This is a genomic window from Saccharicrinis carchari (assembly GCF_900182605.1).
Classification (GTDB): Bacteria; Bacteroidota; Bacteroidia; order Bacteroidales; family Marinilabiliaceae; genus Saccharicrinis; species Saccharicrinis carchari.
In genome coordinates, this window is the sequence record NZ_FXTB01000007.1 from 204,718 (window position 1) to 219,143 (window position 14,426).

General features: G+C 40.3%; 13 protein-coding genes and 1 rRNA gene. 4 read left to right on the forward strand and 10 right to left on the reverse strand.

Annotation, left to right across the window (positions count from 1 at the left end; translation table 11 throughout):
• Nucleotides 1-149: 149 nt before the first annotated feature.
• Nucleotides 150-1,925, forward strand: coding sequence for a methyl-accepting chemotaxis protein (locus FN809_RS13435; protein WP_142534039.1), 1,776 nt, complete (start codon nt 150-152; stop codon nt 1,923-1,925).
• A gap of 219 nt (nt 1,926-2,144) precedes the next feature.
• Here FN809_RS13435 and FN809_RS13440 read toward each other — a convergent pair whose 3' ends face one another.
• Entirely contained in the window at nt 2,145-4,277 is a 2,133-nt protein-coding gene (locus FN809_RS13440; protein ID WP_142534040.1) for an HD family phosphohydrolase, read from the reverse strand.
• 148 nt (nt 4,278-4,425) lie between these two features.
• Between FN809_RS13440 and FN809_RS13445 the strand changes: the two genes are divergently transcribed.
• Nucleotides 4,426-5,208 carry a C40 family peptidase gene (locus tag FN809_RS13445; protein ID WP_142534041.1) on the forward strand — a complete coding sequence of 261 codons (783 nt, stop codon included), beginning with the start codon at nt 4,426-4,428 and terminating at the stop codon, nt 5,206-5,208.
• The gene (locus FN809_RS13450) at nt 5,208-5,639 is read left to right on the forward strand and encodes an NUDIX domain-containing protein (protein ID WP_142534042.1); all 432 of its coding nucleotides are present in this window, start codon (nt 5,208-5,210) and stop codon (nt 5,637-5,639) included. The genes FN809_RS13445 and FN809_RS13450 overlap by 1 nt, the downstream gene beginning before the upstream one ends.
• Nucleotides 5,640-5,687: 48 nt before the next feature.
• Here the strand turns inward: FN809_RS13450 and FN809_RS13455 are convergent, their stop codons facing one another.
• From FN809_RS13455 to dapB, 5 genes are all read right to left on the reverse strand, one after another.
• Nucleotides 5,688-6,332 carry a WbqC family protein gene (locus tag FN809_RS13455; protein ID WP_142534043.1) on the reverse strand — a complete coding sequence of 215 codons (645 nt, stop codon included), beginning with the start codon at nt 6,330-6,332 and terminating at the stop codon, nt 5,688-5,690.
• Nucleotides 6,319-6,594: a LapA family protein gene (locus tag FN809_RS13460; protein ID WP_142534044.1), complete on the reverse strand. Its 276-nt coding sequence runs from the start codon at nt 6,592-6,594 to the stop codon at nt 6,319-6,321. Before FN809_RS13460 ends, FN809_RS13455 begins: the two co-directional genes overlap by 14 nt.
• 198 nt (nt 6,595-6,792) lie before the next feature.
• Nucleotides 6,793-8,025: a signal peptidase I gene (gene lepB / locus FN809_RS13465; protein ID WP_185957555.1), complete on the reverse strand. Its 1,233-nt coding sequence runs from the start codon at nt 8,023-8,025 to the stop codon at nt 6,793-6,795.
• 117 nt (nt 8,026-8,142) lie between these two features.
• Nucleotides 8,143-9,582: a signal peptidase I gene (gene lepB, locus FN809_RS13470; RefSeq protein ID WP_142534046.1), complete on the reverse strand. Its 1,440-nt coding sequence runs from the start codon at nt 9,580-9,582 to the stop codon at nt 8,143-8,145.
• A gap of 17 nt (nt 9,583-9,599) precedes the next feature.
• On the reverse strand, nt 9,600-10,316 hold the full coding sequence (gene dapB / locus FN809_RS13475; RefSeq protein WP_142534047.1) for a 4-hydroxy-tetrahydrodipicolinate reductase: 717 nt from the start codon (nt 10,314-10,316) through the stop codon (nt 9,600-9,602).
• A gap of 715 nt (nt 10,317-11,031) precedes the next feature.
• Between dapB and FN809_RS13480 the strand changes: the two genes are divergently transcribed.
• The gene (locus FN809_RS13480; protein ID WP_142534048.1) at nt 11,032-11,229 is read left to right on the forward strand and encodes a hypothetical protein; all 198 of its coding nucleotides are present in this window, start codon (nt 11,032-11,034) and stop codon (nt 11,227-11,229) included.
• A gap of 246 nt (nt 11,230-11,475) precedes the next feature.
• Here the strand turns inward: FN809_RS13480 and FN809_RS13485 are convergent, their stop codons facing one another.
• The 4 genes from FN809_RS13485 to rrf form a co-directional block, all read right to left on the reverse strand.
• A complete protein-coding gene (locus FN809_RS13485; protein WP_142534049.1) occupies nt 11,476-13,164 on the reverse strand; it encodes an FAD-dependent oxidoreductase in 1,689 nt (562 codons plus the stop codon).
• A gap of 145 nt (nt 13,165-13,309) precedes the next feature.
• Nucleotides 13,310-13,825: a cob(I)yrinic acid a,c-diamide adenosyltransferase gene (locus tag FN809_RS13490; protein WP_142534050.1), complete on the reverse strand. Its 516-nt coding sequence runs from the start codon at nt 13,823-13,825 to the stop codon at nt 13,310-13,312.
• Nucleotides 13,826-13,840: 15 nt separating this feature from the next.
• Nucleotides 13,841-14,089, reverse strand: a complete 249-nt coding sequence (locus tag FN809_RS13495) for a hypothetical protein (RefSeq protein WP_142534051.1) — start codon at nt 14,087-14,089, stop codon at nt 13,841-13,843.
• A 262-nt stretch (nt 14,090-14,351) separates the two neighbouring features.
• Nucleotides 14,352-14,426 (reverse strand): 5S ribosomal RNA (gene rrf, locus FN809_RS18265); the annotation flags it as partial.

Here is a 14,426-nt window from a genome sequence, read left to right on the forward strand (position 1 = left end):
TAAGTTAAAAATAATTAATTTTGATAAAGACCCATATATCTATGGGTAATCGATTAATAATTTATATCATTGCAGCTTTTAAGTCCAAAACCAACCCTAGTGGCAATCGCCTTTACATTATCCATAACGCACAATAATTTAAGAAACTTATGTCCTGGAAAGATTTAAAAATTAAAAACAAGGTTGGAGTTGGCTTTGGCATTGTAATCCTATTAACTATCATTTCGAGTACCATCCTTCTTATTAATTTGTTAAAGGTTGACGAGGAAATACAGTCTTTATCTAACAGGTATATTCCATCGGTAAACGAAACCTCCAAAATGGATCGTTTTTGGGAGCTTGCCATGGGAAATATGAATGCTTTTGATTTATCGGGAAATGTGTTTTACAGTAAAACGTCACAACAACAGCTTCATAGTTACTTCCAGGCTCTCCAAAACTTAATTGCATTATCCGACACCAGTGATAACAACTTAAAAAGCAGAGGAGCCAACTTAAACAGCCTAAAAGAACTCTCGGAAGAATTCATCCAAACAGAAAAAAAATACGCGGATGAAGAAATAAAAAATGGGTTACAGCTGCAGGCTATTCACATTCTTTTTAATCAGCTAAATCAGGATGCCGGCAAATGGTCGGGCTCGTATGCTACACAAAACGCATTGGCCCGGGCCAACAAACTACACGCCGACCTGCTTAGCAACATGCAGACAAAAAATGTGGTAACATTAGCCCAATTACAAAGTGATGTGGACAAAATTGCCTCGCTGCATGGCTTGCCAACACAACTAAAAAATATTTTGAAAGATATCAGCAGCTCCACCTCTCAGTTTATAGCGCAATATATTAACACACGCCATCGTGAACTTAAAAAGTACGAAATGGCCAAAATGCTGATGTGGGAAATTCGTAAATCATCGGAAATTGGCTTGGATTACCTGATAGAGATGGGCGAAAAAAGTGCTGCTATTGTGGAGACCGAAAAACAGATACTCATCGTCTCCTTAATTGCCGTTCTTGTAATTGGTATTGCGCTCAGCTACTTTCTTGCCACCTCAATAAGTCGTCCGCTGGAAAATGGCATCGCGTTAGCCGAAGTAGCCGCTCAGGGCAATCTGGATGTCACTTTTGCAGCCAATAGCAAAGATGAGGTAGGTCGTTTATCAGCAGCTTTAAACACCATGGTGGGGAATATTAAAAAGGTAGTGCAAGAGATAAGTGAGGGCACCAATAAAATGGTTGACGCCAGTAAAAAGCTGACCGATGAGTCCATTGGTCTTAGCGAAGGTGCCAGCGAACAAGCTTCCGCTGCCGAAGAAGTTTCGTCGTCGATGGAAGAAATGTATGCCAACATACAGCAAAACACCGACAACTCCAGGCAAACAGAACATATTGCCGTTAATGCGGTAGAGGGCATAAAATTGAGCAATCACAGCTCCAATCAGGCCAACGATTACCTGCTGCACATTGCCGAAAAAATATCCATAATAGAAGATATTGCCTCACAAACCAATATTTTGGCACTTAATGCCGCCGTTGAAGCTGCCCGGGCCGGGCAGGAAGGCAAAGGTTTTGCTGTGGTTGCAGCCGAGGTGCGTAAGCTGGCCGAGAAAAGCCAGCAAGCGGCCAATGAGATTAATACGGCGTCGCAAAACACCATCAACAGCTCTAAAGAAGCTAATGACAACTTAAAACTTATTACTCCGGAAATTGAAAAAACGGCACAGCTGGTGCAAGAAATAACCACCGCCTCGCAAGAACAGGTATCGGGAGTTGAGCAAATTAACAATGCCATACAACAACTCAACCAAATTACGCAACGCAATGCCTCTACCTCAGAAGAAATCAGCACTGCTGCGCGCAAATTGGAAGAACTGTCGTCTACTTTAAAGGAGAGTGTATCTCTGTTTAAGGTAAACAAGGCTTAGCAGGGGGTACAAGAATCAGCTATTCCCCATCCCTGCAACTTGATTACGGTACTTTCACAGTTTTTTATAAGCCAACCCCTCCCCCACAAAAAATGGGAGGGGAAAGATTCCAATTTGCAAGAGTTGTTACATTAAACGTATTTTATACAGCTGGCAGCTTGTAAACTAAATACGGACTACTGCTTACTGATAACTGTTAAGCAAACACCAATCCTTCGGCTATTTTTTTTTCTTATTAAGCTTAGGGTACACAACACGTGCATGATAAATATTCTTTAATTTATCCTTAAAAACTGCCTTGGCCTCAGTAATTTCCCTAAAAGTAATAGGGGCATTAACAAACTGGCCTTCCTCTATCTGGGTATCCACTATAGTTTCAACCAACTTATCTATAGCTTCGTTAGAATATTCCTTTAAGCTCCGGCTGGCTGCCTCTATGGAGTCCGCCATCATTAAAATTGCGGTCTCTTTGGTAAACGGTGTAGGCCCGGGGTAGCTAAAGTTGGCCTCGTTTATTTCTTTATCGGGATATTTATTGGCAAACGAGTTGTAAAAATATTTAGTCTTGGTAGTACCCTGATGCGTAGTAATAAAATCAATTATTTTTTGCGGTAACTTGTGTTTATGTGCAATCTTTACCCCTCCCTCAATATGATCAATCACCACTTTAGCACTATTTTCGAAATCCATATTATCGTGCGGGTTGATCCCCGATATTTGATTTTCGGTAAAATAAAGCGGATGAGCTGTTTTACCTATATCATGATACATAGCTCCCGCCCTAACCAACAATGGATTGGCACCAATTTTATAGGCCACCTCCTGAGCCAGGTTGCCCACCTGAATAGAATGCTGGAAGGTTCCCGGCGCTGTCTCAGCCAACTTTCGCAACAGCGGATGATTGGTATCCGACAACTCCACCAAAGTAACATCTGATACAAATCCAAAAAGCTTTTCGAATATATAGATGAGCGGGTACAGCACCAAAATAAATAAAGCATTGATAGCGAAATACATAAAGTAATTATAATCAATAGTTCGTATCTCCCCATCCTGAATAAGATGTAAACCGGTATAAAACAACGAATAGGTTATAAAAATCAATATAGCCGAACGAACAATTTGGGCACGACGTGCCATTTTATACAAGCTAAATATGGCCGCAATACAGGCCGGAATTTGCAGAAAAATAAACTCGGCACTGTTTTCGGCAAAAAAAGAAGCCATAATAATGGCAATAACACTAAAGAAAAAGCCAAGCCGCGAGTCCATGAATGTTCGAACTATCAAAGGTAAAATAGTGAAAGGGATTATGTAAATGGAAACATCTGGAATGCGGTGCGATAAAAAAGCCATTACTATAATGGTGCACAATATGAGCAGCAGAAAGCTGATATACTTAAGCTTACCGTACACATCTTTTCGATAAAAAAATATAAACAGAAACAAACTAGCCATAAACATGGAGGTAACAAGCACCTGACCGGCATATCGAATATTATACTGCGATAGGGTACCCACCCTGGATTCATATTCTTTTTTATATGAATTTAACTTTTTTAATCCCTCTTCGTCAATTATTTCACCTTTTTCGATCACCCGCTGTCCCGCCATTAACATACCATTAGTAAGGGCCAGGTTCTTCAGGGCCGTTTCTTTTTTACTTTGCGTCCTGACTTTATCCATAATGACGTTTGTATGCAAGAAATCGTTTATGGGTAACTCCGATATAAAATTTTCTATGGCATCAAAATCGTCGGTGGAGAAAGCCAGACCTGTGGCCAACTCATTTACAATATACTTGTATGCCGACCGTAGGGTATAAAATTCATTGGCCATAAAGGGTTCCGCCAAATTATCGTACACCAACATTAATTCCAACTCATTTTTTTTGTCGGCATATTCATCCGGTATTTCAATAACACCTTTAGCATATACCTTTTGGAGAATGGTATCCACCATTTGAACTACCCTTTGGCTACTATCGGGTAGGTTGGTTTTAAGATTTAAAAAAGGGTATTTCTGTCGATAAATGGATGTGTTTTTACTAAAAACAGACCTAAACTCCTGGTGAGCCACTTTTACAACAGCTGTATCGTAAATAAAATAAGGTCTGAACTTTTTTAAAATACTATCTTTTTCAACTTGTATTTCCTGTTGCGTTTTATAAATCCTGAAATCAAAGGGGGCAATCAGTATTTCGTACCTCCACGGTTCCCCTTTATTGTACTCGTATCTAAACTTGCTTTCGCGAGGCATAAGGGTGGAGATAATAACTGCAGCCGCAACAAACAGCAAAATCCTATATGATGCCTGCGAATATTTTTTTAAACGTTGAATATATTTGTTCATATTTAAGAGCTAATTAATTACAATAACAAATATGCGTAAAATCCATCACAAATTAAGGGTTTGACTTAGGCATAACGATAAATTTATAGCACCCGAATTTTAGTGTTGGTATATTTTGGTATATTCGCAGCTCTAAATTTTAAAGCATATGAGCGGTTCAATAAGCATATATAGTTTTATTCCAGTACGAAAGGAACCTTCAGAAGCTGCCGAACTTGTGACGCAAATTCTGTTTGGTGAAACCTTTATGGTACTTGACAGGATAGAAAAGTGGGCACGTATAAAAATGGATTTTGACGGCTACGAGGGATGGATAGATGCCAAACTGGTATTTTCTGTGGGTAACAGAGAGTATGAACTTTGGAAAGATGCCGATGCATGGATGGTGCCTACCCCTAAAATAAAAATTGTTAAAGACGGAAGTACTGCTCCTCTTACGATATCTGCCGGGAGCCGCATTGTATTTAATGGTCACGACCGGAACAGTTTTTCCATTGGCAAAAATGACTATTTTGTTTCCGGCCCCTTGCCTTCCTCAAAGGAGCTGGGTATCAGAGAGGTGGCTACATCATTATTACACACTCCCTATCTTTGGGGAGGCAGATCGTATTTTGGTATCGACTGCTCGGGGCTTACACAAATCGTATACAAGATCAATGGTATAGCCTTGCCTCGCGATGCGTATCAGCAAATTGAACAGGGTAATATTATTAACTTTGTGGAAGAAGCACAAGCGGGCGATCTGGCCTTTTTTGATAACGAAGAAGGCAGCATATCGCATGTGGGTATCTGCCTGGGTAGCGGTACTATTATTCATGCCTATGGCGAGGTGAGAATAGACACCTTGGATCATCAGGGTATTTACAACCGCGACACCAATAAGTACTCGCATAAACTGAGAGTGATAAAACGAATTATTCCCGAAAAATAATGAGTTTCAGTTACCAATATCCCCGCCCGGCTGTAACCGTAGACATTGTTCTGGTTACTACAGATGATCCGGCAAAGATTTTATTAATACAACGCAAGCATCCTCCATTTGAAGGAGAATGGGCCTTACCGGGTGGATTTTTAGATATGGACGAAGATCTGCATACGGCAGCCCTGCGCGAACTACAGGAGGAAACGGGAATTGAAAACCTTGCTTTAAACCAATTTAAAACATTCGGAGCGGTAGATCGCGACCCAAGAGGAAGGACGATTTCAGTGGTGTTTTATGCCTTTATACCCAGGTGTAAGGAAACATTGGCCGGAGATGATGCAAGCAAAGCAGAATGGTTTGAGCTAAGCAAATTACCGCAACTTGCATTCGACCACAATAACATACTGAATGAGTTTAAATCGCAAGTGATGGCGCTTTAATTTTACCCCCCAATAGTTTTCTCCACTAAAATCCGAAAACAGGGCTTATCAGAGAAGGGAACTATCCTCTAAATAGTCGATGGCCTCGGGTCCTTTGTTAAACATTAAGTCGATGACACTCAAATTGGGGACAAACGCAAATCGTTCGTTAAAGACCTGACGATATTTTAAAATTTTAAAATCAGGATCCTCTTTATCAAAAGCTTTTTTGGGATGAATTATCTCGCGGTAATCATAGATATATGGGCGGTCCTTTGAAATATATTCGGCCGTAGTTTCAATACATATATCAACGTCTAACGAATTCAATATAAGCGATAGAAGCTCCATATTAAAATCAAACAACCAGCGAAATTTTTTGCTATAAAAAGGCTCAAAATCGGACATGTAATATTCAAAGAAGGGTGAAGAGTTGTAAGCCGACACAATAGACCGCCAATGTAGTGCCTGCCATCGTTCGTCATACGATATTTCCAGATCTTTCGTTTTTACTTTTAAGCGCCTGCCCTTGGCCACGGGCACCGTAAGAGACATAGCTCCGTTGGCACCCAGTATATCGCAGCGGTTACGGTATGTTTGTTTAATATAATTATCGTGCTTCTCAATTATTGCACCACCGGAAGCTATCATATGCGCCAGATATTGCACCGGTGGCAGATAGGCTATCGTAAACAGCGCCTTATATTCCGTCATCTTTAATACTTCGTCCTTCCTTTTCAAAAGGGATATCTCCGCTTTCATCTTCCATTTTGTTCTTCTTTTTCTGTCGCATGGCTATTCCATAATATAAGGCTCCTACCACCGCCCCAATTATAAATGAGCAAATTAATAAAATGGCCAGCGAAAGCTCACCCCTCCACATTAACATCGAAAAACTTACCGGGTCAGCATTTTGCACAGAAAACACAACCACAAAAACGGCCAGAATCATCAATATCCAGAATGACTTTTTCATATCTCATTATTATTTGTTCATATATGGCATTTTCCTTATTAAAGGATTAATTCTTTAATGGCATTCGAATTAACTTGGTTTCGATGTAACCCGCCAATCACACTCCTCACGCGTTTATACCAAAGCTTCAGCCACACGCCCGTGTAAACGTGCATTTGGCCTGCTCGTTTCAAATAGCGTTTAAATACAGGCGCGATTTTAATTAAGCTCTTTCAAAAATCTGTTTTTCCTGTGATATATCCAACCTTTTTTGTTTATATCTCGCGAAAAAATAATTTTCTCAACTTTGCCTATAATATGATTTTCGGGTACAAAACCCCAAAAACGGCTATCGAAGGAATGCGGACGATTATCGCCCATAACCCAGTAATAATTCAACTTAAAGGTATAATGGGTGGCTGGTTCTCCGTTCAACCATACCTTTTCGTCTGTTATTATTAGTTGATTTTGCTCAAACACCTGTATGGCTCTGGAATAAAGATCCAGGTTACCCGGTGTCAGGGAAACGGTGTCGCCCTTTTTAGGAATATATACCGGGCCCATATGGTGCATATTCCAAAGCAGGTGACTATTAAAAGGAAAAACCAGTGGATCGGGAAGGTTTTTAAGCATTAAATCAGGTTTAATTCCTTCGCTAAGCTCCTGCAAACGTTCGTAGTCTTTTTGCATAAGTTCCCAAATAGTCCCCCGCTCTGTTACATACTCGTTGTAAGGCTCAATATTATTCTCTTTTAAAAACGCTATCGCCTCGTCGCTTAGTAGGTATCTATCAATGCTTTCTTGCGGAAATTGAATGTGTTTATCATTGGCAAATACACGTCCGTAATCTATTTTAATCGAGTCGCCGGGTAAACCGAAAACCCTCTTTACAAAACGTGGGCGTTGATCTACCTCAAGATGTTTCAATTGACTTTTATCTTTTATGCCCACACCATCCTCGCCGTACAAGCGCCTGAGGTAATGATAGCTCTCTGTAGGCCTGCTTTCCAACAGGGTATCTGCTTCGGGATAATTAAAAATAATAACATTGTTATAAGTTAAATCAGAAGTACCGCAGCTCCTGACATAGTTGTTTACATTATTGCAATTATGCCTGGGACCGGGCACCAGCTTATTTACCAATAACACATCCCCCACCTGCAAGGTTTGGTGCATTGAAGAGGTATGGAAAGTATAAACATCGGCAAAATTATTTTTCGCAAAAGCAATGAGCCAGGTGGCCAATAAAATAGCCAACACCCACTCTACAAAAACCATTTTTGTTCCTACATGTTTTTTTACAAAGTTTAAGATACGAGGATAACAGGTGTTTTTGCGTAAGGAATCTAATATGATGAGCACGATAAGATAAGGCAAGATGCTTTTTGACCAAATCCCCAAGGCAACAAAAAGAACGATTAAGGTGATTTTAAAAATTCTTTTTTTATCCATCGTTGTAATTAATGGCGGCATGGAAACACAACTTTAATAGGTACTTTGATAAGAAAGTGACAAAGTACTAAATAAAAAGCGGGCTCTAAACGCATAGTACCCGCTTTTTAAAAAATCTTACTCGTTAACCACCCATTTAAAGAAACGGTTAAAGCGTATTTTTCCGTCAATCAGGGATTTATCTTTATTTAACGACAGCCACACCAAAATCGGACGCCCTACCACGTGATCTTCGGGCACAAAACCCCAATACCTTGAGTCGGCCGATTGATGGCGGTTATCCCCCATCATAAAGTAATAATTCATCTTAAAGGTATACTCATTGGTTTTTACATCATTGATATAAATATCGCCATTTTTCACCTTTAAGGTATTGCCTTCATAGGCTGTTATAATTCTATCGTAAATTACCAGATTTTTCAGGTTCAGTTTCACCTTTGCCCCTTTTTGTGGGATATACAACGGACCATAATTATCGCGGCTCCATTTATAATCGGTACTGTAAGGCCATACCTGAGGCATGCCGGTGGAGTCCACTTTATGCTCATCCATAGCCATTTGACTAATAAAAGGAAAACCTTTCATTTGTTCGGCCTTATCTTTGGTAAGTGGTAAACGATAATACGGCCCCATACCCATGTTAGCCGCATCTTCGAAGGAGACTTCCATTTTATCCAGAAATCTATTATTCAGCTTAGTACCATCGGTAATAATATTGTACCAATGCTGCAAACCATCAGGATTGACGGCTTTTTTACCATTGATGTATATCTGGTTATGGCGCATCTCCAAAGTATCTCCGGCAATGGCCACACATCGTTTTACATAGTTATCTCGTCTATCAACCGGTCGGTAAACTACTTTACCATAATACTCAGGATTAAGCATGATGCGTTGTTTACCAAGTTCTCGCAGCCTCTTATTTATTTCCCATTGACTCGCATCTTCATAACCTTTCATTAACTCCTTGTTGGCATTTACGAGTGCCAGGCCCTGATTACGTGATTCTATATAAATATCGGGGTTCACATACTTGGTGGGTACGGTATCGCCAGTGGGGAAATTAAACACCACAATATCGTTGTTCTCTACCTCCCCAAAGCCTTTTAACCTTCGGTATTCCCATTGCGGCCATTCAGAGTACGATTTGGTGTTAAGGATGGGCACGGTGTTCTGCAACAGTGGGAAGGAAAGAGGAGTTTGTGGTATACGGGGACCGTAGCTCATTTTACTCACAAATAAGTGATCGCCAACCAGCAAAGTTTTTTCTAACGACGATGTGGGTATTTTATAGTTCTGGAACAAAAACAAGTTAATAAAATAAACGGCCACCAGGGCAAATATCAGTGCATCGGCCCACTCGATCCAGGCTTTTGGTTTTTTCCCATTCTTGGTTTCTTTCCAAAAACCCCAGGGTACTTTTTTTGAAATATACACGTCAAATATAACGGCCACGCCAAGGAGCAGCCAATAGTTACCCACCCAGATAACCCATAGTAAATACACAAGTGCCGCAATGGAAAACCTTACCCATGTAGCAACAGAAACTTTTGGCATAATTATTTTTTTAAAAATTAAAATTTAAGCATATCGCCCATGCCGAGCATACCTTTATTTTTTGCAGTAAATTCGGCTGCCAGCACAGCACCAAGGGCAAATCCTTGTCGCGATTTGGCACTGTGATATATTTTTAACTCATCCACTTCCGATTCATAAATTACCGAATGTATTCCGGGTACCTCCCCCTCTCTAAACGCTTCGATATAAATCTGATCTTCCTTGGAATTTCTATCCTCTGTCCAACTATTCTTATCCTTCAAATTATCTATGATACCTTGTGCCAGGGTAATGGCGGTACCGCTGGGGCTATCCAACTTATGAATATGATGCGTTTCTTCCATTCTCACCTTATAACCAGGCACACCATTCATTAATTGCGCCAGCTTTTTATTGATTTCGAAAAGAATATTTACACCAACGCTATAATTAGAGGCGTAAAAAAAGGTTTGTCCGTGGTTTTGACATTGATCTTCTATATAGTCGATTTTGTGGAGCCAGCCGGTAGTTCCGGACACAACCGGTTTATTGCGCTTAAAGCACTCCACAAAGTTATTGTAAGCGGCATCGGGCATTGTAAATTCAATGGCTACATCGGCAGCCGCAAATCCTTCTCCATTAAAAGAATCTTCGGTCTGCATATCAATTTTGGCGGTAACTGTATGGCCACGTTCTATGGAAATTTTTTCAATTTCCTTGCCCATTTTGCCATACCCTATTAAAGCTATGTTCATTGTATTAGATTAGTAGATTAGAGACTAATAGATTAGCTATTTACAATACCAAGCTACCCGCAGGCGGAATGCGATACTGTAATAATTGAATTGAATGGCAAATATAAAAAAGATAGTTCGCAATTCCGTGCAATTGGTTTTTTACTCAGTTTTTTTTATTAGAGAAGAAAAGATCATAGAAATTAGGGCAAAATAAGATAAACAACCCCTTTAATCACCTCCTTATTTCAAAAAGAGCTTCACAGGAATAAAAAAGCTGGTGTACATGAGGTGCAAAACGTGGGCCAGTTGCCGGACACATCAGAGGGCGCGACATGTACAAAAAAAACACTTTTAAAATAAATAAAGAAAATAGTTTTTTTAAGTAAGGCAAATAAACATTACCAACAGACAGGCATTTTAAATGGCAGCTTTACCATTACGATACTTACCAATCCTAATGCAACAATCCCGTAAAGTAAAATGAGACGGAATGTGGTAGGGCCTTGATAAGTAAAAAGCAAGTATTTAATTGTGGCTATAGGGCGTAAAACTACAAAAATTAGGCAAAGGGATAGTCGAAAAAAGTCATTCAGGCAGGAGTACGGATATGGGAAAACACTTAAGAAGTAATTAGTCATAGCATTCATCATTTAAATAAGAGGTCATCATGCCTGTTTTAAACACAAAAGAATCAAAAGGTTAGGCACTATGGTAGGACTTAGAATTAAGCATTATGCTGATTTACAGACAAGCCCAAAACAACAAACCGACCATTCAAAACAAAACGTTACTGAAGATATGCCTGAATATCCTCAGAGAAGAAACTTTGGCTTTGGACGCGGAAGAGGTAGATGCGGCAGAGGTTTGGGAATGGGACAACAAAACCATTTCAGAAACGGATTTTAATTTTATTTTGGAGAGACCGTTTTAGCCTCTTGTTAATGTATTAATTCTGACTAAAAACCATAACAAGATCAATTCTAAATTTTATAACAAACGTATTCATGTTCATCTGCTTGATCTCTATTAGGGCATTTTCTAAAAAAACATGTCATTTATATATACTTAATTACAGTCTTTTACTCAACAAAAACCACCCCGGTAAACGGAGTGGTTTTTTTATGTGTTTAGCAATACACTATTGCCAACTGAGCACTACTAAACACTTGCCTATCAATTACTTTTCTTTTTCGAATGGCCATGCCATTATCCCACCTTCTAATACTTTTACGTTAGTATAACCATGGGCTTTAAGCATAACGGCGGCTTCGTAACCGCGCAAAGATATTTTACAAAAAGCAACAATCTCTTTTTCCTTGTCTTTTGGCAACTCGTTTAAGCGCTTTCGGAGTACACCCAACGGAATCAATGTTTCACCAATTCCCAGCCGGGTCTCCTCGTATTCATCGGCACCACGCACATCCAATAGATACATATCGGCACCTGCATCCAGTTTTTCTTTAACATCCATGCACGAAATACCCGTAAACACCCCTTTCATCTTGTTTTGCAATATGTGTGCAGAGGCTACACTGTGATCGATAGCCAGAGAGAAAGGCGGTGCGTAAGGCAGGTCGGCATTCACCATATCTTCCACCGTCAGCTTACCTTTAATGGCCGTTGCCCATATGGCCAGTTGCTTGCTTACATCACCGGGTCCGAGGCATTGTGCACCCAGAATCTTCCCTGTTTTACTATCAGCAAGCAGCTTGGTTACCAGCAATTTACCATCCATAAACCCAGGCTTATCGGGGCTGGCATTTACTACCTTCACAAAATCGAAGCCAGCTTCCTTAGCTTTAGTTTCGGACAGTCCCGTAATGCCAATTCCATAATCGAACAACTTACATACACCCGTTTGAATAGTACCTGGAAAAGTTACCTTATTACCTGCAATAACGTTTTCACCGGCCACCCTACCCTCGAGATTGGCCAAGTCGCCATAGGGAGCCAGCACATTTTTACCTGTAATAATATTATTAATTTCGCAACAATCGCCTGCTGCATAAATATCTTCGTCAGAAGTTTGCATGTATTTATCCACAACTATTCCGCCCATTTCGCCAATTTTAATACCTGCATCTCTTGCCAGATCAATATTTGGTTTAACACCGATAGCAATAACGGCAAGTTCACAAGGCAGCTCAGTTCCGTTCTGCAGCTTCACCCCTACCAACTTACCGTCTTTTCCCAGAAACTCCGACACCCCATTTTTAGTGATTACATTGGCTTTGGTCTTGAGATAATTCTCGACCAGCTTAGCCATTTTCCAATCTAAAAAAGTCAGCAGCTGCGGCAGAAGTTCCACCATAGTAAGTTCTATGCCAGCCAAGTGCAAGGCTTCCACTGTCTCTATTCCTATTAGGCCACCACCTACTACAACAGCTTTTTTCACTTTCCCCTCGTCTCTTATCTTTCGCAAATAATCGGCATCCTGCATCGATTGCAGTGTGCTTATACCTTTTAAGCCAACCCCTTTAACAGGTGGCAAGTTGGCCTTAGCACCGGTAGCAATTATCAGCTTATCGTATTCCTGAGTACCCTTTTCGCCGGTAACCACATCGGTAAATTCCACCGTTTTATCTTGCTTGTTTATGCGGGTGACCTCGGTATTAACCTTAGCCACTATTTCTTTTGCGTCCCAATAAAAATTCGGATCCCGCACCACACCGGTAGGTGTACACAGTAATTTGTTTCTATCGTCGAAAAAACCACCCACAAAATAGGGGTATCCGCACGATGCCATAGACAGGTCAGCGCCTTTCTGAAATAAAGTGACTTCAGCAAATTCATCCATTCTGCGTGCTTTTGCAGCCGCTTTGGGTCCTGCAGCCGACCCACCAATAACGATAATTTTTTTACGCATGTTTTCTGTTTAGATTATTAGATAAAAGATTGTTAGATTTGGGGCAAAGCCACATCCCCCAGAATTAAGGGAGAAACCAAGAATCTAGGATTTCAGTAGGGCGTGTGAGACTGAGCCCCATGTACTCCATACCGCTTACTGAAACTCAGAACTCCATCCCCTTTCTGGCTTCAATGCCTTTTTGATAATAGTGTTTAATTTCTTTCATTTCTGTAACCAAATCGGCCGCTATCTTTAATTTCTCAGGAGCTTTACGGCCTGTTACCACAATCTCCAACCCATCTGCTCTTTTATCAATAACAGACAATAACTCCTCCACAGAAAATAAATTGTAAAACAAGGCGATGTTCGCTTCGTCCAAAATAACCAGATCATATTTTCCACTTCGGATAATGCCAGCAACTTCTTTCAATCCTGATTTAGCAGCTTCAATATCTTTTACAGTAGCTATCTTTTCGATAAAACAATCCAAACCATATAACCTGATTGTGATATCAGGAGACAGTGCTTTAAGAATTTTATGTTCGGCATATTCCATACCCTTTACAAATTGTGCAAAAAACACTTTCTTACCTGCTCCCAACGCACGAATTGCCAGACCGATAGCCGCTGTTGTTTTTCCCTTGCCGTTGCCGGTATAAACCTGGATATATCCTTTCATGTTAAAATTCCTACATTAAGCTTTCCCTTTACCCATACCAATTAAACGTCCAAAGCCACCCCTTCTGTTTCCTTTACCGCGTCCGGCACCAGCTCCCTGGCCGCCTCCGGCTCCTTGTCCCGAACCATCTCTTCTGCGTGTACCAAATGAAATATCGGCTTCCTCTTGCCTGTTTCTACCTCTTCCCTCAGGGTTACATTTACCCATTCTGCGACCTGTTTGAGCACCTTTACCCTCTGGTCCTGTTTTGTTAAATCGTGGCATATCTTTTTAATTTAAAAATTTGAATTAATTTTTATAGCGCTATACAACGTATAAAGATAATGAGAATATTCTCATTATAAAATTTTAAGAGATGTTTATTAACATTCGGTCTCTTTAAAATATTATTTTATGAAAAGGTGTACATAGCATGTTCGCGGCTAAATCGATCCCATTTTTTCTATATGGTGCGTCATGGACGATTATTGGAGGGGTATAAACAAAAAAAGAGCGACCGAAATGAGTTTCGATTGCTCTTTTTAAAGATGGGCGGCGACCTACTCTCCCACATTTCTGCAGTACCATCGGCGCTAACGGGCTTAACTTCTCTGTTCGGAAT

What these genes read in the sequence shown, in the direction of transcription:
- FN809_RS13435 (WP_142534039.1), top strand. Translation starts at nt 150, where the DNA reads ATGTCCTGGAAAGATTTAAAAATTAAAAACAAGGTTGGAGTTGGCTTT.
- FN809_RS13440 (WP_142534040.1), bottom strand. Translation starts at nt 4,277, where the DNA reads ATGAACAAATATATTCAACGTTTAAAAAAATATTCGCAGGCATCATAT.
- FN809_RS13445 (WP_142534041.1), top strand. Translation starts at nt 4,426, where the DNA reads ATGAGCGGTTCAATAAGCATATATAGTTTTATTCCAGTACGAAAGGAA.
- FN809_RS13450 (WP_142534042.1), top strand. Translation starts at nt 5,208, where the DNA reads ATGAGTTTCAGTTACCAATATCCCCGCCCGGCTGTAACCGTAGACATT.
- FN809_RS13455 (WP_142534043.1), bottom strand. Translation starts at nt 6,332, where the DNA reads ATGACGGAATATAAGGCGCTGTTTACGATAGCCTATCTGCCACCGGTG.
- FN809_RS13460 (WP_142534044.1), bottom strand. Translation starts at nt 6,594, where the DNA reads ATGAAAAAGTCATTCTGGATATTGATGATTCTGGCCGTTTTTGTGGTT.
- lepB (WP_185957555.1), bottom strand. Translation starts at nt 8,025, where the DNA reads ATGGATAAAAAAAGAATTTTTAAAATCACCTTAATCGTTCTTTTTGTT.
- lepB (WP_142534046.1), bottom strand. Translation starts at nt 9,582, where the DNA reads ATGCCAAAAGTTTCTGTTGCTACATGGGTAAGGTTTTCCATTGCGGCA.
- dapB (WP_142534047.1), bottom strand. Translation starts at nt 10,316, where the DNA reads ATGAACATAGCTTTAATAGGGTATGGCAAAATGGGCAAGGAAATTGAA.
- FN809_RS13480 (WP_142534048.1), top strand. Translation starts at nt 11,032, where the DNA reads ATGCTGATTTACAGACAAGCCCAAAACAACAAACCGACCATTCAAAAC.
- FN809_RS13485 (WP_142534049.1), bottom strand. Translation starts at nt 13,164, where the DNA reads ATGCGTAAAAAAATTATCGTTATTGGTGGGTCGGCTGCAGGACCCAAA.
- FN809_RS13490 (WP_142534050.1), bottom strand. Translation starts at nt 13,825, where the DNA reads ATGAAAGGATATATCCAGGTTTATACCGGCAACGGCAAGGGAAAAACA.
- FN809_RS13495 (WP_142534051.1), bottom strand. Translation starts at nt 14,089, where the DNA reads ATGCCACGATTTAACAAAACAGGACCAGAGGGTAAAGGTGCTCAAACA.